The organism is Parabacteroides sp. Marseille-P3160, assembly GCF_900162725.1.
Classification (GTDB): domain Bacteria; phylum Bacteroidota; class Bacteroidia; order Bacteroidales; family Tannerellaceae; genus Marseille-P3160.
On record NZ_LT799418.1, the window covers coordinates 321,886 to 346,009 of the forward strand.

The following is a 24,124-nucleotide window of genomic DNA, read 5'->3' on the forward strand; positions in this document are numbered from 1 at the left end:
ACGAACTTCCTCTCCTTTTTTTGCAGCTTCTCCTACTACAAACAATTCGCATGGAAAAAAGATAAACGGAATGAATTTATAATTCAATTTGATTAAATTCTTATGTTTGTAAAATATACTTGTTCAAAGGATGAAAGTGGTATTTCTTCTTTGCATTGAGGAGCCGTTTATTTATTTTTGTCGGCAATAAATATCGAATGGAATCAAAATGAAGAAAGTATTAGTTACCTATAACATGTTCCGTGAAGGTTTCGTGGAGATGGAAAGCAAGTATAAGGTTACTTATCCGGAGAAAAAGAGTTTTACGTATGAGGAAGTTTTGGACTTAATTCCTGCCTACGATGTTTTGTGCTCGATGTTTAACTTTCCGGTAACTAAAGAGTTGATTGACCGGGGAACAAAGTTACAGTTGATCGCGAATTATGCGGTCGGTTATGAGAATATAGACGTCGCTTATGCTCTTGAAAAAGGACTAACCGTAGCAAATACGCCCGGCCCGGTAACAGCTCCGACAGCTAATCTGGCTCTGGCCTTACTTTTGGATACTGCCCGTAGGGTCACGGAATACGACCGTAAGCTACGGATGAAAGGACAAGGGCTGAAGGTCAGCTTGTCGGAAAATCTCGGAGTTGCCGTTGAAGGGCGTACATTGGGGATTATCGGAATGGGCCGTATCGGAAAGGCGTTCTGCAAACGGGCGATCGCTTGCGGAATGAGTGTCATTTACCATAACCGCCGCCGGCTTTCTCTCGACGAGGAAACCAAGTTGGGAGCAGCCTATGTCTCTTTTGAAGAATTGCTGGAACAGGCCGACTTTGTATCCCTGAACGCACCCAGTACAAAGGAAACTTATCATTTGATAGGAGAGGGGGAACTGAAACGGATGAAGCCTTCCGCTATTCTGGTTAATACCGCCCGTGGAGTTTTGGTCGACGAGCATGCACTTGTGAAGGCCTTGAAGGAAGGAGTGATTTGGGGTGCCGGGCTGGATGTCTTTGAGTTCGGAGACCATCCGCTGCCCGGATTATTGGAGTTGGATAATGTAGTTATGACCCCTCATATCGGGACGCAAACGGTTACTTCCCGGATTGAGATGGCAAAGGCCGTGAGTGATAATGTCGTCGGTTTCTTCGAAGGAGACCGTCCGGTGGCCCGGGTTTTGCATCCATGACAGCCGGTTTTATCCTGAATGAGTTGCTTTCAATTGCTAATCCGGAAAAAGCAACTTTCCTGCAGCGCTTTTTTAAAACCGGCCCCGGGCAATACGCCGAAGGAGATGTCTTCCTCGGGATCGTAGTTCCTCTGGTCCGGAATGTAGCAAAGGCGAACCGGCAGACACCGTTGGCTGAATTAGAGCAATTGATAGAAAGCGAATATCATGAAGCAAGGCTTTGCGCCCTGCTGATTCTGGCAGAGCAGTTCAAGAAGGCGACACCCGATGAACGGAAAACCTTATTCGCCTTTTACCTGGATCATACGACCCGGATTAATAACTGGGACTTGGTAGACGTTACCTGTCCGCATGTGGTGGGAACCTATCTGATTGATAAGGATCGTTCGATCCTTTATCGGCTGGCTGAAAGCCGGAACCTTTGGGAACAGCGGATCGCTGTTGTTTCGACGATCGTCTTTATCCGGCGGGGAGAATTCCGTGACACCCTGGCCTTCGTCGAACTTCTGAAAGGGCATCCGCACGACCTGATGCATAAGGCACTCGGTTGGATGCTGCGTGAGATTGGCAAGAAAGACCGGCATACGCTTACAGAGTGGCTGGAGGCGCACGCAACCGAACTTCCTCGTACCACCCTCCGTTATGCTATCGAGCATTATCCCGAGCCTCAACGCCTTTATTTTCTGAAAAAGAAAAGAGAATGTTAATCTCTTTCCTGCGGAAATCTTAAAATAGATGAGAATTGCCATAGTCTACATGAAAGTCCGTACCTTTGGATTCGATTATTGAATCATACTAATGTATTGCATGCTATGTTGGACCAATCAATAGGATACGTAAACAAACCGATTCCCGTCGGACTCGATCTGGTGAAGGAAATCAACCGGTTGCGGAAGGAAAAGAACGCCATCATCTTAGCCCATTATTACCAGACGGGTGATATACAGGATGTAGCCGATTTCGTGGGCGATAGCTTGGCGCTTGCCCAATGGGCTGCTAAGACAACGGCGGACATTATTGTGCTGAGCGGCGTTCATTTTATGGGGGAAACCGCTAAAATTCTCTGCCCTGATAAAAAAGTACTGATCCCGGATCTGAATGCCGGCTGCTCGCTGGCGGACAGTTGCCCGGCGGATGCTTTCGAAGCTTTTGTCAAGGCGCATCCAGGCTATACGGTTATTTCTTATGTCAATACTTCGGCAGCTGTTAAAGCGGTAACCGATGTGGTCGTGACCTCTACGAATGCACGCCAAATCGTAGAAAGTTTCCCGCAGGATGCCAAACTGATCTTCGGCCCGGATAAAAATCTCGGCAACTATATCAACAGCATTACAGGCCGGGATATGTTGCTATGGGATGGTGCTTGCCACGTGCACGAGAAATTTTCTTTGGAAAAGATCTTGGAACTGAAAAAGCAATACCCCGATGCTGAAATTATTGCCCATCCGGAATGCAAGCAGCCGATTATCCAAATCTCAGACTTTGTAGGTTCCACGGCCGCTCTATTGAAGCACACCATGACTTCGGGCGCCAAACGTTTTATTGTCGCTACAGAAAGCGGGGTGATCCACGAAATGCAGAAGAAAAGTCCCGAAAAAGAGTTTATCCCGGCTCCGCCGAACGACAGTACCTGTGCTTGCAATGAGTGCAGCTTCATGCGCTTGAATACAATGGCGAAACTATATAATTGCCTTCGTTATGAACAGCCGGAGGTCACCGTACCAGATGAAATCAGGGAGAAAGCGGTCAAGCCAATCCTCCGGATGCTGGAACTCTCTGCGAGGTTAGGGCTTTAAAAGGAACGTGAAGTGAAAAAATCAATCGAATATACTTTATAAGACTCAACGATAACCCCTGGTTATTTTCCCTCTAAAATATACATTCCAGTTATCTTTGGCATATCCGTCTTTTAAATATTCAAAAGAGGTGGAGGAAGCATCTTTCACAACTTTCCCCCGGTAAAACACAGTCCAATTATCTTTCCCATACCCCCCACCTAAATATTTAAAAGAAGAAGAAGAGGCGTCCTTTACAACGTCCCCTCTATAAAATACAGTCCAATTATCTTTACTATATCCGCCTCCTAACGTTTTAGATGAATTAGCGGAGGCCTCATCAAGAACTTTTCCTCTATAGAACGTGTTCCAATTATCTTTGGCATATCCATCCTTTAAACATTCAAAGGAAGAGGAAGAAGCATCTTTCACGATCCTTCCTCTGTAAAACACAGTCCAGTTATCCTTCCCATAGCCATCTCCCAAATAGGTAAAAGAAGAAGATGAGGCTTTTTCGACAATTTCTCCTTGATAATATACCTGAAAATTATCTTTTGTATACCCACCACCTATAGGTACTATTTTTTTTGAGCTTACCGTTTGCCTGGAAACAGATTGTAGATGACCTCTTTCTATAGCAAATAAATTACCGGACCCGACAAATAACAAACTGAATATAAATAGTATAATAGACTGTTTCATAGCACCCTCAATTAATTACTCGCTAATATACAAATAATATAACAGACTTTTCTTCATGGCCTTTCTTCAACTGATAAATCATTTTGCTTTTCTCTGAAAATTCCACCGCATCTTCCAAAGAGGTGTGTTGATGTTTTTCCGGAATTCAATATTCATTAGAGGATATTTTTTCATCTTCAATCAATTTTATTGTTCTACATTTCTCTATACTTTTCTCCTTTCGATGATTTTTATACCAATTAAGTGTACTATAAGCGTAATAAAAGCGAGTGAAAAACCGGCAATAGAAATGCCTGCCCATTTGAAATAATACCAGATATATCCTCCTATGAATGTTCCTATAGAGCCGCCGGCAAAATATAAAACCATATAAACCGTATTAATCCGGTTACGTGCCGGGGGATTTCCTTCAAATATTATAGTTTGGTTGGTAATATGGACAGATTGGATTCCCAGATCGAGGAAGAATGCCCCGATAATAAGACCAATCAGGCTTGATACGGAAAGTCCGATAATAGCCCATGATACCATTATGACGAATACTCCAATAATAATTATTATATTTTTACTGATCCGATCGCTAAGTCTGCCGACGACCGATGCTATTAACGCACCTGCAATTCCAACCAATCCCATTGCGCCTGCAACGTCGCTTCCCATATAAAAAGGAGGCGATTCGAGTAGAAAGACAAGTGTTGTCCAGAAAATGCTGAAACAAGCAAAATCCAATGCACCGCGAATACTTGCCAGCCGTAACTGCGGTAAGGTCTTGAACTGTTCTATTATAGACTTTAACAGCGAAATATAATTCCCTTTGAAGTCCGGATGAATTTCAGGCAGAAACTTATAGAGGCAAATAAATAAAACAATCATAATGCCTGATGCAATAAGAAACATCGAACTCCATCCTAAGTGTGCTCCCACGAAACCGCTTATTGTTCTTGACCCAAGAATACCAATAAACATTCCTGTCATAACCGTTCCGATGGCTGCACCACGCTTGTTATTATCAGCCAGCTGGGCTGCCATAGGTACCATGATTTGAGGTACGACAGACGTTAATCCGATAAAAAAACTTGCGATCTTTAGTTGCATAGGTGACTGGGCAAATGCTGCAGAGAGCAATGCTGCAATAATGAAGAAGAAGTCGAATAGAATCAATTTTTTCCGTTTAAGCTTATCTCCTAAAGGGACAATCAAAAAAAGACCTATCGCATATCCTATTTGCGTTAACATGGGTACGCTGCTTATTTGCAGCTCCGAAACTTCAAAATGTTTGGCCATCAATCCCAACAGGGGCTGATTATAATAATTATTAGCAACTACCAGGCCGGTGGTTGCTGCCATTAGAAAAAGAAGCTTGTTGTCTAAACGCTTTGTTGGTGTTTCACCGCTTTGCATCTTCTTTATCTGCCTTTTGTCCGTTGATCTTCTTCCTGATTACGATATATTATTTTATTTACTGATGACAGACCATTATCTTATGGTAATTTAACTTTATAAAGTGTAAATGGCAATCGGGACTTGTTTGCACCATTATTCCATTGTGGCTCGTTTTGTAACTGAGCACAGGAAAAATACAAGTATCCATCGGTTCCGATCCCAAACGAATCAGGCCAGAGCAATCTTGAGTCTTGTACAAGTGTATGTAGTTTCCCATCGGGACTAAGGTATTTGATGCTATAATCCAGGGAAGTGGTAAGAAAGATATTGCCTTTGCGGTCGGCCTCCAGGCCGTGTGTTACGCCAACTTCGCCCATATCTTCTACTTTCGTTTCCAAAGTTTCGTCTGTGAGAGACGCGTCGGCAAGATATTTCGTTTCTATCCGGTAGAGATTGTTTTTGTTGATCGGTTTAAAATAAAGATACTTAAAATCCTTAGTTAATGCTATTCCGTTTACATTGGACGAGAATGGTTTACCGCTTTGGTCTTTCATTTCTGTTCCGTTATATGACAATATTATATCCGGATCGGCTAATGTAAAGGACGATTTTTCCAATGCAGTGCGCGTTTTACCTGTATTTAAATCCAAAACAACAAGGGCTGCCAATCCCGGATCGGATAAATAAGCCAACCCTTTTTCCGGATCAACCCTTATATCATTCAGGCCTGAACGGGTTTTATCTAAACCCTCGAACGTATAAACCCGATCAACTCTATTTGTTTTCAAATTAATTTTCAACAATTTGAAATCTCCTTCCTGAGCTTTCTCCCGGCTATCTCCAAAGATCGAGCCTCCGGGAGAAGGTTTAGAGTCCAATACCCAAAGAAAATCGTTGACATCGACAAACAGATCCTGCACACTGGCGAAATGGTTCGTTTCGTCGCCATCTCTATTCCATGTCTCATCAGGATAAGGTTTTAATTCTCCGTTAACGACTTCAACCAGACCATACTTGTATGCTCCGCCACGTCTGGGGAAAGATACAAAAAGGCGATTATCGGAAGAAACGCCTACCCCAATCGCCCTATACTCTCCGAATGTTACAACCGGAACTAATTTATCGCTGTGATATGTGTTTTGAGCAAGTGAATGGCTCTGCAACCCGACTATAAATAGAAGGATAGTTGTTATACTTTTCATTTTTTCTCTCTCCTTTAGTTAATTCGTTTTCTGATAAGACGGATAATCGGTATATCCTTCCGCTCCTTTTGCCATAAAAGTTTTCGGATTGGACTCGGTAAGCGGATAGTTATTTCTGAAACGTTCGACTAAATCAGGATTAGACACATATAAATGCCCGAAAGAAACAAGATCGGCAATACCTTCTTTAATGGCAGCTTCCGCTGTTTCTTTTGTAAAACCTTTGTTTATTATATACGTGCCTTTATAGAACTGGCGGTAATGTTTGGCAATGTTTAATACATGAGCCGCTTGCTCTTTTTCTCCTTTGATTTTATCCGCTCTTCCTGAAATATGGAGGTATGCCAGGTTATAATCGTTTAGCCTTTTTACGACATATTCATGTAATGGCTGCGTTTCTTCGTCATCTACAATTCCCGACTCATTTAAGGATGGAGAGATCCGGATAGCGACTTTAGACATGTCTACTTTGTTGGCAAGAGAGTCAAGCACTTCGAACAAAAAACGACTTCTGTTTTCGATCGATCCTCCATATTCGTCTGTCCGGATATTAGCCGATTTAGCTAAAAACTGACTGATCAAATAACCGTTTGCAGCGTGTATTTCTACCCCGTCAAACCCTGCATTAATTGCATTTTTAGCTGCCGTAGCAAATTCTCCGGCTACTTGTCCGATTTGAACCTTTGACATTGCTTTGGGCACAACGGCTCCCTCTTTGAATGGGATAGCCGAAGGTGCGATGATTTCACTTTCGGGATCAACGTATCTGCGACCGTTATGTGCGATCTGCATGAAAATTTTACCTCCTTTCTCATGTACTTTATCGGCTATCTTTTTCCAGCCTTCGATCTGCTCGTTTGTATAAATACCTGGAATATCAGGGAATCCATAACCGTTAGGAGCAATGATCGCCATCTCTGTGATAATGAGTCCTGCCGAGGCTCTTTGGGCATAATACTCTGCCATTAGATCGGTGGGTACATGTCCTTCATTATCTGCTCTACAACGTGTCATCGGAGCCATTACGACCCGGTTGTTCAAATCAAGGTTATTTGTTTTATAAGCGTTTAATAAAGTATATCCTGTTTCAGCTTCATCTCCATTTTCCTGCTTGTTTGTGTTTTGTTTACAAGAAACGACAGAAAGTGTGATAAGTAATAAAATAATCAATCTTTGCATAATATATGGTGTTTTTAGTCTGTAAAAATACTCTTCAAATGATTTAGATAGGCTGTTTTTTCCAGTTCTATCTTTTCAGGAGTCACACCTTTTTCCATTTCATGAAAATGAAATCCGTCTACTTTTGTTAACCCGATAAATTGATTTAATTTATGAGCACCGATAAGTATTTCATCTTCATTATGCAAATCGAAGAACTCTCCCTTAATGGTAAATGCTTCAATAGGCGCATTCCAACTCGTGGTCAGCATATATTTCCGCCCTTGAAGCAAACCGCCTGTACCATAATGAAGTTTGGGGTTGTCACTTTTGCGGCTACGCCCGTCACTTTCATAAATGCCATTCTGATGTCCTGCGGTAAATACAATATCTATATATTCTTTTAGTTTGTATGGCAACGAAAACCACCATACAGGGGTATGATATATAATTAGGTCTGCCCAAACATATTTTTTCACTTCTTCTTCCGGAAGATATGGTTTATTGATGTCAGTTGTTTGTACTTCAGCGCCAATTTCTTTGAAAAAATCACTGGTCCATCCGGTCACCGTTTCATTAAAGCGGCCTCCGGAATGAGCGAACTGTTGTCCGCCATTTATTATAAATACTTTCATACTCATTATTTGTTCACATTGTTCAAAATTGCCAGATCTTCGGCATCCAGTGAAAGTTGAGGCACAGCAAAGAGTGTTTCCAGTTGGCTTTGGCTTGTTGCACTTACGATCGGTGCGGCAATATGGGGTTGGGCCAACAGCCAAGCCAGGGCCATGGTTGCCGGTTTGCTTTGGTGCTTGTCCGAAACCTTATCTAAAGCTGCAAGGACAGCTAAGCTCTTTTCGTTTAAATATTTTCGGGCATCTTTACCCTGCACGCTCTTATTCAGATCGTTTTCCGATTCACTGCCTACGTTTCCATCCATCCACCACGAATAAGAGTCGGCTGTGTTGATAAAGTTAAAACCGGCTCTTGTAAAAGCATCCAAAATCCCAAACGATTGTTGTCCGTTCAATGTCCACCCAAACACGTTTCCAACAAGATTGATACGGGCAACGTTCAAATCTGTTTTGCCTAACTTAACCTTTTCCATACTATCTATATACTTTGATATGGATACAAAGATTGTGATTAATTACGAAGAATCTATTGTATATATTATGGAATAATTTGTATTTTTGACGGTATGAGCATTCGAAATTTGCATCAACCTTACGAGATTACCTGCATCCGGGAAAATGAATGTGAACATATCGTTTCCACTTTCAAGAACACCTTTTTCGAGATGGTCTTTATTCTTGAAGGGGAAGGCATACAAATGATAAATGATCTTTGTCTTCCTTATGCCGAGAACAAGTTGTTTCTTATCTTTCCGCAAGATATCTATGGGTTTAAGATAAAGAAAACGACAACTTTCTTCATGCTACGCTTTAATCAAAGTTTTCTTAAGACGCAAAGCAGCGAATGGCGACAGCGGCTTGAATATATTTTTCATAATCACAATCGTCTGCCCGGTTGTATCTTGAAGAATGTTGTCGATAAACCGCTGGTACGGTCTATTGCCGAAGCCTTGCTCCGGGAGCAGGATAGTGACGCGCCTCAAAAGCTGGAAGTAATAAGGCAGTTGGTTAATTCGCTGATAACTATAGCTGCCCGGAATATTTCGTTAATGAATACCTTGGCTGACAAATCAAGTATCTATCACGACTCAACGCAGATACTCGATTATATACATTTGAATATATTTCAACCCAAAATGTTAAAGATTTCAGCGATCGCTTCACATTTCAAAATATCGAAGTCATATTTCAGTGAATATTTCAAGAAACAGATAGGGCAAAGCCCTCAGGAGTACATGACCTTATATAAAATAAAATTGATAGAAGAGAAACTGCATTTCAGTGACAAACGATTGTCAGAAATAGCTTATGAATTCGGATTTAACGATATCAGTCATCTGAATCATTTCTTCAAAAAGCAAAAAGGTCTGAGTCCCCGTCAATACCGAAGTCTGCAAAAAACGATCGTATAGTTCTGTTATTTTATCAATTAGATTGAGAATCTAATGATTGACAGCAGCATATGAACTGTTGTAAAGTTCAACTATTTTATAAATAGGGTTGGAGGTTGGAGAATGGTTTATGGAGACTGAGTTATCATATGCATTAATAATACTAATAGATGCATCTTGTTCAAATTCAGTACTGGCTCCTATAGGGACAGGACATCCAGTGCCTCGGCAATTTTATCTAATATATCTTGCATCAAAAGATTATGGGCTTGCGCCCGGTCAATAATCAAATGTTACATTTCAATTCCATTATGGTTCGATTAAAAGCAATATCGTTCGCTTGTACTGGAAGACTTATAGCCAGATTTCAATTCCATAAGGTTCGATTAAAAGTGCTATTCGCCGTTATATTTCCTACAACATCTCAGGATTTCAATTCCATAAGGTTCGATTAAAAGTGTGGAGCTGATAATTAAGGTTTTACAATCTTTAATATTTCAATTCCATAAGGTTCGATTAAAAGTGTTAGATTGTTTGCAATCATGCAAGGCGATAAAAAAATTTCAATTCCATAAGGTTCGATTAAAAGCCGGTGATCCAGATGGCCTGTATTTCGTAAAAAAAGGATTTCAATTCCATAAGGTTCGATTAAAAGAAGCATGATATTTCGGATAAGGATATTCCCGGAAATTTCAATTCCATAAGGTTCGATTAAAAGTTAAGGAGCCTAAAGAGACGGGCAAAGCACCATGTAATTTCAATTCCATAAGGTTCGATTAAAAGTAAAATAGGATGGATACCCCTTTCTTTTGACTCCAAATTTCAATTCCATAAGGTTCGATTAAAAGTGTTATATAATTACCAATCCCTCGGGCACTTAAATATTTCAATTCCATAAGGTTCGATTAAAAGAATTAGAAGATTTGTTAGAGTAAATCTCTAACGAATTTCAATTCCATAAGGTTCGATTAAAAGGGTAGATGGATAGGCCTTGACTTCGGTTTTGTGAAATTTCAATTCCATAAGGTTCGATTAAAAGGGTTTAGGCCCAAGACTTGATTATATATCCCACGAATTTCAATTCCATAAGGTTCGATTAAAAGTTCAATCATACAGGTATTGTTTACACTCGCCATGAATTTCAATTCCATAAGGTTCGATTAAAAGCATGTAGTCAAGCATCTTGCCGGCTGTATCGATAAATTTCAATTCCATAAGGTTCGATTAAAAGTTTTATCGACCACAAACCTATCAGGTTTAGCCCAATTTCAATTCCATAAGGTTCGATTAAAAGTGTCGTACCAAACATTCACGCCCGCAAAGACATCTGTATTTCAATTCCATAAGGTTCGATTAAAAGCGGATCGACATGATCCATCTGCATTTGTTTGATTGATTTCAATTCCATAAGGTTCGATTAAAAGTTTGGCTCCACCGTATTTCTGTGAAAAGAAAGAATCTGATTTCAATTCCATAAGGTTCGATTAAAAGTCAGAATCCGAGTTTAGTAGAAATCTGAATGCATGTATATTTCAATTCCATAAGGTTCGATTAAAAGAGGGAACCAATTTATTTACTTGTGCCATCTTCTGATTTCAATTCCATAAGGTTCGATTAAAAGCTCTGCTACTGTGGAGGCTTGCGGCTCTGCTACTGATTTCAATTCCATAAGGTTCGATTAAAAGGGTGCGATAAATTGAAAAGAATGGAGGAAAAGAAAATTTCAATTCCATAAGGTTCGATTAAAAGTCATACCAGGATGAACAAGATGCGAAGTCCGGTAAGCGATTTCAATTCCATAAGGTTCGATTAAAAGTGTATTTAACTTCCCCTCCTTCGATATCTTTTTTCATTTCAATTCCATAAGGTTCGATTAAAAGATGCCTAATTCTGCAGAGGCATCTGATTGCATTTGATATTTCAATTCCATAAGGTTCGATTAAAAGCCGTTGCAGAACAGCCACAAATATATGTCAAAAATAGCTGTAACATCGATGCGATGCAAGAAAAATAGCACTTCAATTAGTCGATCACGAATAGCCCGAAAAGTCTGGGGCATCGACTATCTCTATAATCCATTGTGTATAAATATTATAAATATTTATATAAGCTCAAACAATATGTCAAAGAGCGCTTTGGTAGAGAGTCGACAACAATCTGACAAGTTTCTAAATGAAATTGTCCAGCTCATTTTTCTCAAGCCCAACAACTTCTTTCTCAAGCCATTTTTCATCTCGACTTTTGAAAATTAACATACTGTCTTCCCCAACGTCCATAATGGCTTTTGCTTTTATCGTCAGTTCCTTTAATTTTACTTCGGTTATCTCTCCCTCGAATACAGAGTTTTGCACCCAGTGTAAATATTTTCTGCAAAGTTTCAACATTTTCCCTACACGTTTCTCCCCAACATCATATACCAAAATTACATACATATAAATAGAATGATTGATTAACTAATTGGTTGAATAACTGGATAACTCTATTACTCAGTTATTCCATTACTGTTATCTCACCATCTCGATTTGAAAGGTTTATATTCCTCCATGCCCAGAATATGCTTTGTTAGTTTATAACATTCCAATTTGATCAAATGCTTGTAGCTCACATGCCGTTTCAGGACAGGATGCTTGAAAGTTTCGTTGATACGCTCCTCCCAGGCCCGGACAAATTTTTTACGTCCGGCATCTTTCAATAAACAAGAGTTCATTTGATGATCGAAATCTTTTGACTGTATTTCTTTTTTATTCAATAAGCGGAAAATCAACCTGTCCACAAGCAAAGGTTTGAAAATCTCGGAAATATCCAAGGCAAGCGAATACCGCCTATATCCGGGTTCGTGCAAAAAGCTGATGGTCGGATTTAGTTGCGTATGATAAATCTGGCTAAGACACAGACTGTAACACAAGGTATTCCCAAACGAAATCATCGCGTTAATCTCATTTTCTGGTGGACGTTTGCTCCGGTTTTCCATGTTGAAGTCAGCTGAAATAATCTCGTCGAAAGCCATGTAATATGTTTGCCGGATATTGCCTTCTACGCCCATCAATTCGTCTATCGCCGTTGTACCATCAATCAATGAAGTATATTCGTTCATTACTTCCAAAATAGGGGTCAGTTCTTTTTCACGGTTGATATAATATTTCAGGTTTTTCGACATATTGAAAGCTGCACCTTGAATAAATCTGCGGGCAATGTCCATCCGTTTCCTTTTATCGAGATAGCGTTTGGTTTGTTCAATCTGCATTTTCCCGGCCAACAGGTATTCTTTTGGGGAAAATGAACCCGTATAATACTCGTAATAATCAAAAAAATGCACGGAAACTCCATTTTTCCCAAGAAAGTTGTATAAGGCACTGTTCGCATCGAGGCTCCCAAAACAAAAGAAGTCCGAAACCCCTTCAATTGGTATATATTTCGGAGAACTTTCCACTCCGTTTTCATCCACCGGCGTGAATTTAAGCGTATTGTCTTTCCGGCTCAGACGCCCGGGATTGAATAGGTAATAAGTCTTTTTCATTCTTCGTTGATATAGCAAAGTTCATAATAGGAACAATTCTTACAAATTGGTTTCTTAATGGTTGGCGGACACTCTTTCATGTCTTTTAATTGAGTTATTTCTATAATTGCATTCTTCAAATGTTCTATATCATTTTCAGTTAGTTCAATCTGAGATGTCTGACGCAACTGAGGATATTCCAAAATTGCACTTACGTCCTGTATACCATTTAATTGCAATAACCACATATAATATTTCACCTGCCATTCGTGAGCCTTTTCCGCCTTATCGCTCCTTTTTGTTTCATGAATAATTCTGTTATGGGTATCATAAAAATCTATTTTTCCATACAAATCAATGCCATGGTATTGTGCAGAGACATCTATTTCATTGTATTTGCGACTTCTATCTGCATAACTTGTTTCATGAATCAACTTTCCGTCATATACGGTTTCACTTGTTTGCTCCATATTGATTCCGTTGGCATGAAGCCAGCATTCGCGCTTGCAAACATGATAGAGATCGATTAAAGTGGCATTAATGTGCATGGTTATAATTTTACAAAAATTGAGTTTCTTCTATTCCTACTAATTTTTTAGCATCAAGGCCTTGTTCAATTGAATAAATTTCTTCCCATCTTTCTATGTAGATATAACCATAATCCGATTTGTCCTTATCATAAAAATGGACTAACTCGTTTTCTATTGTAGGACTGGCAAATATTGAGAAAGTGTACTTGTTTATTATACTTTGCAATACTTTGTTTCTAATCTGCTGTTGGGTAAATTCAATCTTATTATGAATTGATTTAATATATAAATTAAAGACTTCTTCTCCTTTGATTTCATTTTGTCCGTTGGGATAAATACCGTTTTGTTCAAGAAAGAGTAACTCCGAATTATTAAATATAAAATCAAAACTTTTTTCGTTCGTTCCATTAATTATAGTAGGAAGATTCAACGGAATAAAGCAAGACAAATTTAGCTGTTCAATTAATTTAAAGTCGTCATTGACGGTTTTGAATTTTAGCTTTTGAATAGAGTGCTCATATTCACTAAAGTTCGCTGCCATTTCATTTTCATTCCATTTATTTCTGTCTTCAAATATTTTGTTGTAAAGAGAATCGAAATCTTTTTGTTCAATAATTCGTTTGTATTCCTGTTCTTTTATCTGTCCTTTTGTTATTTCATACCTCAAATCTTTTCCGTAAATAGTGGATTCTTTATTGTAGTTAAAAAGATAAAGTGTACAATGTTCCTTGTTTACATTCCTGTTTATACGACCGGCTAGCTGTTCATCCGAATCAATTATCGAACGGTCTTTAAACCCTAAATCCATATCAATATCTACTCCTGCTTCAACAACCTGAGTGGTTATCAAAATAATTTTCTTTTTCCTATTTGCCGAATTCTTCAAATAATTGATAATCTCTTTTCTACGATGTTCAAGTATTGTTCCTGATAATACAAATATTTCATCAAAAAAATTATACTTATGGATAATTGAATAAAAATCTGTCGCAGCCTGTTTATATATAAATTCTACAATAGTATAAACACTGTTTTTAGGCTTTGCTTTACCAAAATCGTATTGAAGAAAATCAATAGAAGATTGGATAATTTTATCGGCTAATTCTTGTAGGGAAAGGTTTTTTTTATTGAATAAATCAAAATTAAAATTGACACGACCGGCAAAATTCGGATTATTGAAATAGAGCTCTTTTGCATTAGGAAGTAAATAAACAAAATTGTTTACATTCTCCTTAATTACATTCAATTTATCCAATTTGGGTAATGTTGCCGACATTAAAATAAATTTGATGTTGAACTTGTCGGCATATTGTCTGATAAAGTATGTAACCTTATCCCATTGTGATGGATTATACGATTGTAATTCATCTATTACAACGATAGAATTTGCCAATCGGTGCAACAAATAATTGGCTTCTTTTTCATTTGATTTCAGTATATCAAAGAAGCGGATATGTGACAAAAGGCAAAAAGGATAATTTACAAATAAGTAATTAATATAATTCAATCGTTTGTCTCCATAATTATCGTCTTCTCCAGAACCGGATTTCAAGCCCGATTTTGAATGCAGTTCAATAATTTCTTCCTCTTTTAGTCCCAACATATCCCGAATAACGGCATAGGTTTGTGTGATTAAAGTTGTAAAAGGAAACACATAAAAAACCTTTTTGTATCGTCCTTCGTATATTTTTAACAATTCAATGGTAACCAATAGGGAAAGATTGGTTTTACCACCTCCCGTAGGTGCTTCTATATAAAAAAGGTTACTTCGATGGTGCCGTCTTATATTTTTTATAACCTCAATGGCCATTTCTTTACGAAGAACATTCAGATTTTCACCACTTTTCTGTTTTGGATTCTTAAATTCATAATTTTCTAAAGCGTCATAAGTTGCTTTGTTGTAATTTACCTTTGTTTGTTCTTTGTCAATCCATTCCCTTTTGCTGACATTGTCATATAATTCGCTTATCCTTTCTTTAGTAAGAATACCAAAATCTTTAACAGGCAAGGAGTTCATATATTCATTTGTTGCTAGATAGTCAGATGCTGTTAAAAGGGAAAAATTAAGACGGCAAAGAGCATAAAGTTCAAATGAATGAATATAATCTGTAAATGGTCTATTCGTTAATAATCTTTCGTCCCCTATGAGTTTGATAATATTGGGATGAATCTTGAATTGATAAGTTGTTAGATAAGAAGTAAGAAAGTTCTGTACTTCTTTCCAGTTATTTTTTGCTTTTAGTTCTGTAAATTCAATTGTAGAGACATAATTATCGTCGAAAGATTTTCCATGATGTTTAAAAATAGCATATGCAAAAAATAAACAACAAACCACAAGCAACGGATCTTGCTTCCTGTCAAATACAATTTCATTCAGATGCTTTCCAAGATAAATAAATGCACTTAATGAGGAATGGTTTGAACTAATTGGGCTTTGATCAAAAGTCGATTCTTTAAATGAATCATTATTCATTTTCTCAAACTGAAAGTGTTCGTTTATTTTCCCATAGTCATGGAAAACAATTGCATCAACAAAAAGAGATTTGATATAGTTACCTGTTGCTAAATCTATATTAGCTTTTAATCCGCTAATAAGTTTGTCAATAGTTTTATCTAATTGATGATGCTTTACGAGATTTATAAAATACTTATTAACCAATCCCTGATGTTCTGCAAGTGTCTCTTTTACTACATTATTCTCTTTCGGTGTGTGAGCATAATAATTACCCGCATTGAGTAATGTTTTACTCAATACAGGTAAATTATTAATAATATCTGAAATAGTTTTATAGCAGTTGGACATAAGCATTTAGTTCATCAATAAAAAGTAAATTGTCGAGTTGTTGGGCATTCTTGATTAAATAATTAGAATATGCAAACTCTGCAATGTCATATTGCATTAGTGCCAAATCAAAACCTTTAGGTAACCTTTCAAAATAAATGAATGGAGTTTCTTCGTCATCAAAGTTTAATAAGTCTGGGAATGGCGCTTCAGTGTTATTCTTTAATATATATTTTTTGTAAAATATACTTTTAATTTTTACCCTTTCACCTTCAATTGGCTTTTCAGTAAAATAATATTCTTTATAGGATTCCGCATTCCACCAAGCTGTAAACTCATTTTTTCCCAAATAAGGAATAAATTCTGCATATCCTTTCTGTATCGAACTAATCAATTGCTTTTGATATTTATCGTCTTCGTCTAATAAAAGATAAATTCGGTATTCTGGATTTACCAATGTTAGCTCTTCTGTCAGAAAATTTGTCCCTTTATTGGCATAGCCCACTGTATTGGAATATTTGATAGTAGTTTTGGCATAGTTCCCCATCTCATGATTCAATGGCTCTATTCCAATTCTTACATCTTTCAATACTTCGTAATATTGAGGCAACTTACCTTTTTCTTTGTATCCTTCAAGTCCTAAAATTGCCCCCAAAATACCCAACACCGCAGGTCGATGAATAATATTGTAAGACAAATTAATCGTGGCATTTGTATCCGGTTTTCTAAAAAAGGCAAAGTCCGCTTTTAAATCAAAGGATATTAATTTCATTTGCACTTGATTTACAGTTCTGAAAATTCAGCACCGGCCGGTGCTGCTAATACCTCTGTATTTGCTTTGTTGTAATAAATCTCTATTTTTTCTATTTCGGTTTTTATGTGTTCTTTCGACAACAAAGCGCTTACTTTAGATAAATCGATTTCCTTGTTCTCATTCACGTCAATCAGGCTGACAAAAGAAGGTAGAACGAGTTTTGATCCCGGTTTTAATTGAATCCACAGTAGAAGTTCGTTTTCCGTCCCTGCTTTTGCCGCAGAATCATAATAAGTTGCTCCTCTTCTTAATCCTTCTTTTAGTTTGTCAATGTCTTCTGGGGTAAGACTTTCTGAATTTGTTCGTTTTACATCTTCTTCAATGTTTTGGGGATTAACTGAAAAATGATGTACATAATGACCTTCCTGTAGACGTGATTGTGTGCCTAAGGTAGTCATAGTACTATCCGCGCTTGCGCTATTAGAATTTTTGAACGGCGACATAATTTGTTCGGAATAAATAACGTTTTCTGTAAACTTATTTAATCCATGTGTAATTTGACAAGTCCCGTGAACTGATATATTAGTTTGACCGGCATAAGTCGCTCCAAACAGTCTGACATCTAAACACGACAATAGGTCCTTTAAAGTTAAAGTTCTATTAACTCCACCTCCCATATTTTCTAAGAGCATATCGACTCCCTTTTTTACTATAAATTCATCCTCCAAGACCTTTACATATTTTCCATTGTTATCAATGTAAAAGATATTTGTATCTTCTTCTAAATTATCTTTGTTTACATTATTCAAAGTGGATATTTGAATTTTTTTAGTTGAGAGAATTGTTAAAAATTCTTTGATAGAGTTCAGTTCATCTTCTTCATCAACTCCTTTATATACGTCCTTTACATTTTTTGATTTGGGTTGATTGGGTATTAACCCCTTAATATTATCTCCATCAAATTGAAACAGGCAATACTTATCGGATGTGATATCTCGTTTGAAATCTTTAAACAATTCAAGATATCTTTCATCAAGGGTTCTTGGTTTCATCATATCATCATAAGATTTAAAGAAAAACACATTCTCTTTCAGAATATTTTTCCAATAATTACGGATAGAATACTTTAATGCTTTATCCGTTGCATAAACTGTTCCATTAGGTAATTTTCTAGGTTGGCCGGAAAAGTCGGCATTGTAATTTGAATTGATTGATTTGATTATGGCTGCGCCATATACACGATTATTAAATGTGGTGGACATATTTGTGAAGTTTTATAGGTTGTTACTGAATAATTGATTTTTAGAAAATACTCCAGATAAAAGTTGAGGCAATAGATGTTTTAGATTAGAAGATGTTTCATAGCTCAAAACAAAAGCGGCTACTTTCTCAAATTTTTTTGAAAAGTTTTCGTGTTTGTATCTACCGAAATCGTTGGCAATAGCTCGTTTAAACTCTTCACATTTGGATTGTTGCAAATAGGGCTCAAGTAAATTATAGCTTGTGTCAGCCGATTTACTCTTACTCAAAATGTAATCAATAACCTGCCCGGCTGCAAAGGCAAATTTTTCGTCGGTTATATCAGTCAATGGTTCATTGGCAATGATGGTAGCCACAAAGTCCTGATATTCTTTTAATTTGTTTACCATATTGATTTTATTATTAGTATTGAAATATTCATATAAACTGTACCATTTATTAAGTTTGTCTTTAACCCCATATCCGTTACTGTTTTTTATATCATCTTTTATGGAGCTAAAAACCATTTCATCAAAATTATGACCTTCAATTGTGTGTTTTTGAGATTTATATATATAATCGTAAATGGCTTTTCTGTATTTGCAATAAGATGTAAAAGTTAAATCGAGTTTTTCATAGTCTTTCTTGTTTAAATCTCCAAAGTAATCAATACGATGATCCTTGTTTTGAATAAGAGGTTTGAATATCTGTTGTTCAAATTCGAAGATATTTTTTAATACAGCATACTGCTTGGACTCTTTTTCCCCTTTTTCCTTAATGCCAAATAAATTAAGTATTGCAATCGGCTCTGAGATTTTATATTCAAATTTGGTCACAAAATCGAAATCCATAAACACCAAACCATCTTTTGTGTTTTGCCAATTTAGCAGATAATAGTTGCTGATATCATCACTGTTCTTTGTAGCTAATTTTTCAATGATCTCTTTATATCCGAATTTGAATCCACTATCTTTGAATATGCCTATAACTTTTTGTTGTAATTCTTCTTTATAGATAAATATAGGTAATGGTTTAGGCAGTGTATTATTGGAAAATATATTTTGCAATTCATAAAGAAGTTTGGCATCAATATTTGAAATACGCCCATTAATATCAAACAATGCAGTTTGATGCATTAAGAAAGGCATATTGCCATTTAAACCATTCATAAAATTACTACTGCCATAAATTAATCCATTTTCATTAGCAGGTATAGTATATTTAGGAACAGTAAAAAGATTATCTTTTAAATACTTATTATGTATCTGAAGGTATTTTTCTATTGGAAGTTCAAGATAGAAAAGAATATAGTCGCTGTCATCTAAAATCTTCACTTTAAGAAGTTTTTGTTCTATGGTAACGATTTTTTCCTTAATTTCTTGTTTCAGAGTTTTGTCAGATGTATTTTTTAATTGTTCTTTCATCTCGGATAATTCCAACTCCAATTCACTACGTTGACCCGAAAAATTATCTTCTATCCTTTTAAGAAAAATAGAAAATGTATTATGAGTAAAAAGCTGTTTGAATATCTCATACTTTTCTGATTCTTCTTTATTCTCAAACAGTTCAAGAGCTTTATTGAAGTAGGCATCAAAACGTTCATAAATCTGTGGCTTTCTCTTACCTGCATTGGCTTTATATTTTGCACCACCTTCCAAATGCTCCCGTTTAAATGCAACAGCAAAAGGAGAACAGGTATGAATGGCTTTTGTCGGCAAGTCAAGACATTTGTTGGTATTGATACACCAAGCATTTTGTTGAAGAGTCTTACACTTATTCAAAAACTCTGAAACTTCTTCTTTTTGTTTTTTTGAGAAAAGTTCATACTCAATGTCTGTAGTATCAATTTTAGTTTGCCCCAAATTGTCCGTTACAATTTTTAATAAAATATGCAACCCCTCCTTAGGGAGAGAACCTAATACCTTGAAGTTCTCATCCAAATTGGCCGTAAAATTGATTAGTTCCTGTATCATATATTTTGTTTTTTATATTCATTTACCTCTACACATCCGCAGCCCATCGCGTTATATACACCGGCTCCGGCATTTACCAGCAGTTCCACAAATCGTTTTTCTCCTGTGGCCTTCAAGGTGAAATTGAGCCAGCCACGGATCTTTGTTTCTTCGGCAGTATCGGCTTTGATGGCCATCAATCGCGATTTGAAGGGATATTTTGTTGGTATTATTTCCAAAAGAAGGATGGCCGTTTGGGCTGTCCCTTCATCGTAACATGTCGCTACTTTGTTCCGCCAGTTATAAACTAAAGATTCGGGAAAAAGAGGATCCTCTGGTGAGAGAAAGTAATAGTTATCTTTCTCGTTCTTCGAACCTGCGACTATGGGTGAAAGTATTCTCAAAGGAACGGAGACAATTTCGTAATTAGCATATTTCTGTAGTGGATTAGGTAAACTTTCAATTGACTTTACAGTAAAACTTGCTTTTGATGTATGGTCGGCGATATCTATTGTTTCCGATTGGAAAAGCCCTTTGATGAAACTTTCCATCGCTTGGGGGAGGTGAAATGATACAATAAATGTCAGTTCATTGCTTTGCAGGAAGAGGCGATCACCCTTTAGCTTGAATAGGCTATTGATTTGAGAAAAGGTAAATAGCTTATATCCCTTGCCATAACCCGTTTCATGTAAAAACTCCGCATATTCCTTATTTCCCTTTGACATGATTTTATATAACGCAGAAGAGAGCGGATATTGATAATTTATAGGTAATATCGGATACGAAAAATCGGCGTTTAATAAACTTATTTTAAATTGCATGATTCTTTCTTTTTACTATTTTAGATTAAGATTGATGCTTGTAAATATAATGAATATTGCTTGGAATTTTAATGACGTTAAGTTACTTTATTTACTGTTTTTCGGATATCTCTATTCTATGAAAACGCTTTCGGGAACTATTGGAAGTATTGTTGAATTATTTTTCGACAAAAACTTTACAATAGAATTATTCTGTTCCGTTTTTTGATATACTCCCCAGAACGAAAGAGTTTTTAACGATATTCTCACAAAATAAGGGGCTGTCCGAAAAGCGAAGTGCATCTCAAAAGTTTTTTGTCCAACTTTTGAGGTACTGATTTATACGGAAAAAATCCAGTGTACTGGATTTTATAAATGAGTGCACTGGATTACAACATAGAAGTATACTGAATCAAGCCATTGAGTGTACTGGATTTTCAGGGTGGTACAGCGCTTTTTAGATTCTTTCGGTAAAGAAGTTAAGATTGTCAATTTGAAAATATTTACGGATGATCACAAACAGACTCCATGATTTCGTTTATATTCACTCTCTTTCCGCCTTGCTTTTTTATTTGATTATTTTTTTTCCTTCAATATTTCCCGTAGCATTTCTACTTTTTCTCTTTCCGACTGCAAAAGGCGTTCGTAAAGTTCGGCTATTTTATCAATAGGGTTGAAGGTTGGATTATAATTAACGGAATTGGATGCATGATCATTCCATGTTCCTGAAAAAATATTAATAGCGCTTCCCTGCTCGAGTTCGGTAATTGCTTCTACCGGAATACCCAGTGCTTTGGCAATTTTATCTAAGGTCTCTTGTTCCAATTTATCCCGTTTTTCATATCCGGAAAGAGTGGCTTGTGATACTCCGATCTGTTCAGCGAGTACCTCTTGCTTTACATTCCGCCATTCTCTCCATCGACGGATGTTTGCGCCCTGATTGCATTTCTTAGCTGCTGTCTCTTCCATGATTATATATATAATGAATTCCTCTTTATGCAAAAATAAACATTTAGCTTGAATAAGAGTTTGTTTATAAGGGTAATATTTAGTAATTGCTTAATTTTTGCTCGTTAGTTTGTTTCAGCATCACCATTATTAAAATTCTTTTCTACGGGACGGATTTGTTTTGATGATTAATTGTTATTAGTTTTGTCGGACCAAAACGAATAAATGCCGGTATGTCTGTATTTATTCGAACGAATAATTGATGGAAGGGGTATCCGAGGGCGGGTATCCTTTTTTGTGTGATATAGTCATGAACGAAAGAAGGAATAAGATTACAGGAGGTTTATTGGTTTTTGTCGGAGCTGCCAGTTTTGGATTGCTTTCGACGATTGTAAAGTTTGCGTATGCACAAGGATATACGCTGGGGGAAATTACCGGGACGCAATCTTTTTCGGGGATGGTTATTCTTTGGCTGTTCTATTTAGTAAGTCTACGACGAAAAAGCAAAGAAAATTCTACCGGAGACATCATACAACGAACGGGATGGTGGAAAGTTTCATTAGCCGGTACTTTCACGGGTTTGGTCGGGATCTTTTATTATCAATCGGTTAAACTTTTACCGGCTTCCGTTGCGATCATATTGTTAATGCAATATTTATGGATCAGCATACTAATTGAAGCGATCGTTTTTAGGAAGAAACCGACTAAGAAGCAACTCCTATTAGCCGGGATAATTTTTATTGGAACATTATTAGCCGGAGGTCTATTCAACGAAGAGATTGTTCTCAATTTGGAAGGTCTTGCGTATGGTTTTCTTGCAGCTACCTGTTATGCTCTTTTTCTTATGACAAGCGGCCGTATCGGTAATGATCTGCCTGCATTGAAAAAAAGTGCCCTAATGATTACCGGAGCATGTATAATTACATGGGTTATTTTTCCTCCTTTATTCTTCTTCAATGGCGTTTATGGAGGCGGACTATATCTCTGGGGAGTCAGTTTGGCCTTGTTGGGCACCGTGATTCCACCTCTGTTATTTTCTATCGGCATGCCGAGGGTAGGGGTTTCGATCGGAGCTATCCTTAGTTCTGCAGAACTTCCTGTTGCAACCTTGTCTTCCGCCTTTATTCTTGGCGAATCTGTCGATATGGTTCGTTGGTCGGGAGTTCTTTTGATTTTATTGGCTGTCGTTGCGACGAATATTACATTCCGCCATTCTCGGCGGACATTGGCTTCTTGATTGCATAACATTCGTTATCAAGAATTTCTTCATCATAACGTTTTTCAGCCAGATGAAGCTTACCTTCATATTCGAATCCGCATTTCTTCAATACTCGCTTTGACTTTTCATTGAAGGGGTAACAATACGCGGAGATAAGATCAAGTTCCAATTCGTAAAAACCGTAATTTATCAAAGCCCGTACAGCTTCGGTTGTATAACCTCTGCCCCAATAATACTCGCCAATAGCATATCCCAGCATTCGTGTTCCGTCGTTTTCCCTTTTAGGATCAGGTATTAATCCAATCGAACCAAATAGCTTTCCCGTCTCTTTTAATACCATTCCCCAAACGTTTTCTTTATCCAGGAAAATGAGTTTCATAATTTCATGAGTTTCTTCGATATTGGCATGCGGTTTCCATCCGGCATTAGGACCCACATTTTCGCTTTGGCTATATTCAAATATGGCTTCCGCATCATTTTCCGTTATCGGCCGAAGAATCAAACGTCCTGTTTCTATTATTCTCATATAATAAAGTATAGATTAGACCATACCCTTTCAGATCATTTCTTTTCCTTCAATATTTCCTGCAACATCTCTACCTTTTCCTTTTCCGACTGCAAAAGTTTATCATAAAGTTCTACGATTTTATCAATGGGATTAAAAGTTGGATAATTTATTATTGATCCGGCATTATCATGCAAAGTGCTTGATACGATGCTAATAGAAGTGCCTTGTTCAAGTTCGGTTATGGCCTCAACAGGGATGTCCAGTGCCTTGGCTATTTTATCTAATGTTTTCTGTCCCAATTTGTCGCGTTTTTCATATCCGGAAAGAGTGGCTTGTGATACCCCAATTTGCTCTGCAAGTACTTCCTGCTTTACATTCCGCCATTCTCTCCATCGGCGGATGTTGGCGCCCTGATTGCATTTTTTGGCTGTTGTCTCTTCCATAAACTTCTATATAAGAAGTTGTTTTTACACAAAAAT

Annotated in this window: 22 protein-coding genes and 1 CRISPR repeat array; of the genes, 5 read left to right on the forward strand and 17 right to left on the reverse strand. The window is 37.3% G+C overall.

The window, feature by feature from the left end; translation table 11 throughout:
- Positions 1 to 208: 208 nt before the first annotated feature.
- From BQ8014_RS01365 to nadA, 3 genes are all read left to right on the forward strand, one after another.
- Entirely contained in the window at positions 209 to 1,171 is a 963-nt protein-coding gene (locus BQ8014_RS01365) for an NAD(P)-dependent oxidoreductase (protein WP_080902784.1), read from the forward strand.
- Positions 1,168 to 1,878 carry a DNA alkylation repair protein gene (locus tag BQ8014_RS01370; protein WP_080902785.1) on the forward strand — a complete coding sequence of 237 codons (711 nt, stop codon included), beginning with the start codon at positions 1,168 to 1,170 and terminating at the stop codon, positions 1,876 to 1,878. The genes BQ8014_RS01365 and BQ8014_RS01370 overlap by 4 nt, the downstream gene beginning before the upstream one ends.
- A 105-nt stretch (positions 1,879 to 1,983) precedes the next feature.
- A complete protein-coding gene (nadA, locus tag BQ8014_RS01375) occupies positions 1,984 to 2,967 on the forward strand; it encodes a quinolinate synthase NadA (protein WP_080902786.1) in 984 nt (327 codons plus the stop codon).
- A gap of 45 nt (positions 2,968 to 3,012) precedes the next feature.
- Here the strand turns inward: nadA and BQ8014_RS01380 are convergent, their stop codons facing one another.
- The 6 genes from BQ8014_RS01380 to BQ8014_RS01400 form a co-directional block, all read right to left on the reverse strand.
- Positions 3,013 to 3,648, reverse strand: a complete 636-nt coding sequence (locus BQ8014_RS01380; RefSeq protein ID WP_080902787.1) for a DKNYY domain-containing protein — start codon at positions 3,646 to 3,648, stop codon at positions 3,013 to 3,015.
- Between the two features lie 204 nt (positions 3,649 to 3,852).
- Positions 3,853 to 5,049, reverse strand: coding sequence for an MFS transporter (locus tag BQ8014_RS01385; protein WP_200814319.1), 1,197 nt, complete (start codon positions 5,047 to 5,049; stop codon positions 3,853 to 3,855).
- Between the two features lie 80 nt (positions 5,050 to 5,129).
- Positions 5,130 to 6,233 (reverse strand): L-dopachrome tautomerase-related protein, encoded by a 1,104-nt coding sequence (locus BQ8014_RS18930; protein ID WP_087880475.1) that lies wholly within the window; start codon positions 6,231 to 6,233, stop codon positions 5,130 to 5,132.
- Between the two features lie 18 nt (positions 6,234 to 6,251).
- Positions 6,252 to 7,412 (reverse strand): alkene reductase, encoded by a 1,161-nt coding sequence (locus BQ8014_RS18935; RefSeq protein WP_087880476.1) that lies wholly within the window; start codon positions 7,410 to 7,412, stop codon positions 6,252 to 6,254.
- Between the two features lie 14 nt (positions 7,413 to 7,426).
- Positions 7,427 to 8,026: an NAD(P)H-dependent oxidoreductase gene (locus BQ8014_RS01395; RefSeq protein ID WP_080905748.1), complete on the reverse strand. Its 600-nt coding sequence runs from the start codon at positions 8,024 to 8,026 to the stop codon at positions 7,427 to 7,429.
- Between the two features lie 5 nt (positions 8,027 to 8,031).
- A complete protein-coding gene (locus BQ8014_RS01400; protein WP_080902789.1) occupies positions 8,032 to 8,499 on the reverse strand; it encodes an aldo/keto reductase in 468 nt (155 codons plus the stop codon).
- A gap of 93 nt (positions 8,500 to 8,592) precedes the next feature.
- Between BQ8014_RS01400 and BQ8014_RS01405 the strand changes: the two genes are divergently transcribed.
- The gene (locus BQ8014_RS01405) at positions 8,593 to 9,438 is read left to right on the forward strand and encodes an AraC family transcriptional regulator (protein ID WP_080902790.1); all 846 of its coding nucleotides are present in this window, start codon (positions 8,593 to 8,595) and stop codon (positions 9,436 to 9,438) included.
- A gap of 276 nt (positions 9,439 to 9,714) precedes the next feature.
- A CRISPR array of direct repeats spans positions 9,715 to 11,363; the repeat unit is 29 nt; unit sequence ATTTCAATTCCATAAGGTTCGATTAAAAG.
- A 222-nt stretch (positions 11,364 to 11,585) separates the two neighbouring features.
- On the opposite strand, the gene cas2 is transcribed toward BQ8014_RS01405, so the two are convergent.
- The 9 genes from cas2 to BQ8014_RS01450 all read right to left on the reverse strand — a co-directional run bounded on the left by cas2 (position 11,586) and on the right by BQ8014_RS01450 (position 21,939).
- The gene (gene cas2, locus BQ8014_RS01410) at positions 11,586 to 11,849 is read right to left on the reverse strand and encodes a CRISPR-associated endonuclease Cas2 (protein ID WP_080902791.1); all 264 of its coding nucleotides are present in this window, start codon (positions 11,847 to 11,849) and stop codon (positions 11,586 to 11,588) included.
- A 77-nt stretch (positions 11,850 to 11,926) separates the two neighbouring features.
- Positions 11,927 to 12,934, reverse strand: coding sequence for a type I-B CRISPR-associated endonuclease Cas1b (gene cas1b / locus BQ8014_RS01415; RefSeq protein WP_080902792.1), 1,008 nt, complete (start codon positions 12,932 to 12,934; stop codon positions 11,927 to 11,929).
- Positions 12,931 to 13,461: a CRISPR-associated protein Cas4 gene (cas4, locus tag BQ8014_RS01420; protein ID WP_080902793.1), complete on the reverse strand. Its 531-nt coding sequence runs from the start codon at positions 13,459 to 13,461 to the stop codon at positions 12,931 to 12,933. The genes cas1b and cas4 overlap by 4 nt, the downstream gene beginning before the upstream one ends.
- 10 nt (positions 13,462 to 13,471) lie before the next feature.
- Positions 13,472 to 16,246, reverse strand: coding sequence for a CRISPR-associated helicase Cas3' (gene cas3, locus BQ8014_RS01425; protein ID WP_234997955.1), 2,775 nt, complete (start codon positions 16,244 to 16,246; stop codon positions 13,472 to 13,474).
- On the reverse strand, positions 16,230 to 16,997 hold the full coding sequence (gene cas5b / locus BQ8014_RS01430; RefSeq protein ID WP_080902795.1) for a type I-B CRISPR-associated protein Cas5b: 768 nt from the start codon (positions 16,995 to 16,997) through the stop codon (positions 16,230 to 16,232). The genes cas3 and cas5b overlap by 17 nt, the downstream gene beginning before the upstream one ends.
- A gap of 11 nt (positions 16,998 to 17,008) precedes the next feature.
- Positions 17,009 to 18,241 (reverse strand): type I CRISPR-associated protein Cas7, encoded by a 1,233-nt coding sequence (locus BQ8014_RS19465; protein ID WP_080902796.1) that lies wholly within the window; start codon positions 18,239 to 18,241, stop codon positions 17,009 to 17,011.
- A gap of 12 nt (positions 18,242 to 18,253) precedes the next feature.
- Entirely contained in the window at positions 18,254 to 20,191 is a 1,938-nt protein-coding gene (locus BQ8014_RS01440) for a hypothetical protein (RefSeq protein WP_080902797.1), read from the reverse strand.
- Positions 20,188 to 20,991 (reverse strand): CRISPR-associated endoribonuclease Cas6, encoded by an 804-nt coding sequence (cas6, locus tag BQ8014_RS01445; RefSeq protein ID WP_080902798.1) that lies wholly within the window; start codon positions 20,989 to 20,991, stop codon positions 20,188 to 20,190. The genes BQ8014_RS01440 and cas6 overlap by 4 nt, the downstream gene beginning before the upstream one ends.
- A 555-nt stretch (positions 20,992 to 21,546) precedes the next feature.
- Positions 21,547 to 21,939 carry a helix-turn-helix domain-containing protein gene (locus BQ8014_RS01450; RefSeq protein WP_080902799.1) on the reverse strand — a complete coding sequence of 131 codons (393 nt, stop codon included), beginning with the start codon at positions 21,937 to 21,939 and terminating at the stop codon, positions 21,547 to 21,549.
- 289 nt (positions 21,940 to 22,228) lie between these two features.
- Here BQ8014_RS01450 and BQ8014_RS01455 point away from each other — a divergent pair, with 289 nt between their 5' ends.
- Complete coding sequence (locus tag BQ8014_RS01455) at positions 22,229 to 23,155, forward strand: EamA family transporter (RefSeq protein ID WP_080905749.1); 927 nt, start codon at positions 22,229 to 22,231, stop codon at positions 23,153 to 23,155.
- On the opposite strand, the gene BQ8014_RS01460 is transcribed toward BQ8014_RS01455, so the two are convergent.
- Both BQ8014_RS01460 and BQ8014_RS01465 read right to left on the reverse strand, forming a co-directional pair.
- Positions 23,118 to 23,663, reverse strand: coding sequence for a GNAT family N-acetyltransferase (locus tag BQ8014_RS01460; protein ID WP_080902800.1), 546 nt, complete (start codon positions 23,661 to 23,663; stop codon positions 23,118 to 23,120). The genes BQ8014_RS01455 and BQ8014_RS01460 overlap by 38 nt on opposite strands.
- A 35-nt stretch (positions 23,664 to 23,698) precedes the next feature.
- Positions 23,699 to 24,088, reverse strand: coding sequence for a helix-turn-helix domain-containing protein (locus tag BQ8014_RS01465; protein ID WP_080902801.1), 390 nt, complete (start codon positions 24,086 to 24,088; stop codon positions 23,699 to 23,701).
- Positions 24,089 to 24,124: the final 36 nt, after the last annotated feature.

Coding starts and splice junctions, on each gene's coding strand:
- BQ8014_RS01365 (WP_080902784.1), top strand. CDS start 209: ATGAAGAAAGTATTAGTTACCTATAACATGTTCCGTGAAGGTTTCGTG.
- BQ8014_RS01370 (WP_080902785.1), top strand. CDS start 1,168: ATGACAGCCGGTTTTATCCTGAATGAGTTGCTTTCAATTGCTAATCCG.
- nadA (WP_080902786.1), top strand. CDS start 1,984: ATGTTGGACCAATCAATAGGATACGTAAACAAACCGATTCCCGTCGGA.
- BQ8014_RS01380 (WP_080902787.1), bottom strand. CDS start 3,648: ATGAAACAGTCTATTATACTATTTATATTCAGTTTGTTATTTGTCGGG.
- BQ8014_RS01385 (WP_200814319.1), bottom strand. CDS start 5,049: ATGCAAAGCGGTGAAACACCAACAAAGCGTTTAGACAACAAGCTTCTT.
- BQ8014_RS18930 (WP_087880475.1), bottom strand. CDS start 6,233: ATGAAAAGTATAACAACTATCCTTCTATTTATAGTCGGGTTGCAGAGC.
- BQ8014_RS18935 (WP_087880476.1), bottom strand. CDS start 7,412: ATGCAAAGATTGATTATTTTATTACTTATCACACTTTCTGTCGTTTCT.
- BQ8014_RS01395 (WP_080905748.1), bottom strand. CDS start 8,026: ATGAAAGTATTTATAATAAATGGCGGACAACAGTTCGCTCATTCCGGA.
- BQ8014_RS01400 (WP_080902789.1), bottom strand. CDS start 8,499: ATGGAAAAGGTTAAGTTAGGCAAAACAGATTTGAACGTTGCCCGTATC.
- BQ8014_RS01405 (WP_080902790.1), top strand. CDS start 8,593: ATGAGCATTCGAAATTTGCATCAACCTTACGAGATTACCTGCATCCGG.
- cas2 (WP_080902791.1), bottom strand. CDS start 11,849: ATGTATGTAATTTTGGTATATGATGTTGGGGAGAAACGTGTAGGGAAA.
- cas1b (WP_080902792.1), bottom strand. CDS start 12,934: ATGAAAAAGACTTATTACCTATTCAATCCCGGGCGTCTGAGCCGGAAA.
- cas4 (WP_080902793.1), bottom strand. CDS start 13,461: ATGCACATTAATGCCACTTTAATCGATCTCTATCATGTTTGCAAGCGC.
- cas3 (WP_234997955.1), bottom strand. CDS start 16,246: ATGTCCAACTGCTATAAAACTATTTCAGATATTATTAATAATTTACCT.
- cas5b (WP_080902795.1), bottom strand. CDS start 16,997: ATGAAATTAATATCCTTTGATTTAAAAGCGGACTTTGCCTTTTTTAGA.
- BQ8014_RS19465 (WP_080902796.1), bottom strand. CDS start 18,241: ATGTCCACCACATTTAATAATCGTGTATATGGCGCAGCCATAATCAAA.
- BQ8014_RS01440 (WP_080902797.1), bottom strand. CDS start 20,191: ATGATACAGGAACTAATCAATTTTACGGCCAATTTGGATGAGAACTTC.
- cas6 (WP_080902798.1), bottom strand. CDS start 20,991: ATGCAATTTAAAATAAGTTTATTAAACGCCGATTTTTCGTATCCGATA.
- BQ8014_RS01450 (WP_080902799.1), bottom strand. CDS start 21,939: ATGGAAGAGACAGCAGCTAAGAAATGCAATCAGGGCGCAAACATCCGT.
- BQ8014_RS01455 (WP_080905749.1), top strand. CDS start 22,229: ATGAACGAAAGAAGGAATAAGATTACAGGAGGTTTATTGGTTTTTGTC.
- BQ8014_RS01460 (WP_080902800.1), bottom strand. CDS start 23,663: ATGAGAATAATAGAAACAGGACGTTTGATTCTTCGGCCGATAACGGAA.
- BQ8014_RS01465 (WP_080902801.1), bottom strand. CDS start 24,088: ATGGAAGAGACAACAGCCAAAAAATGCAATCAGGGCGCCAACATCCGC.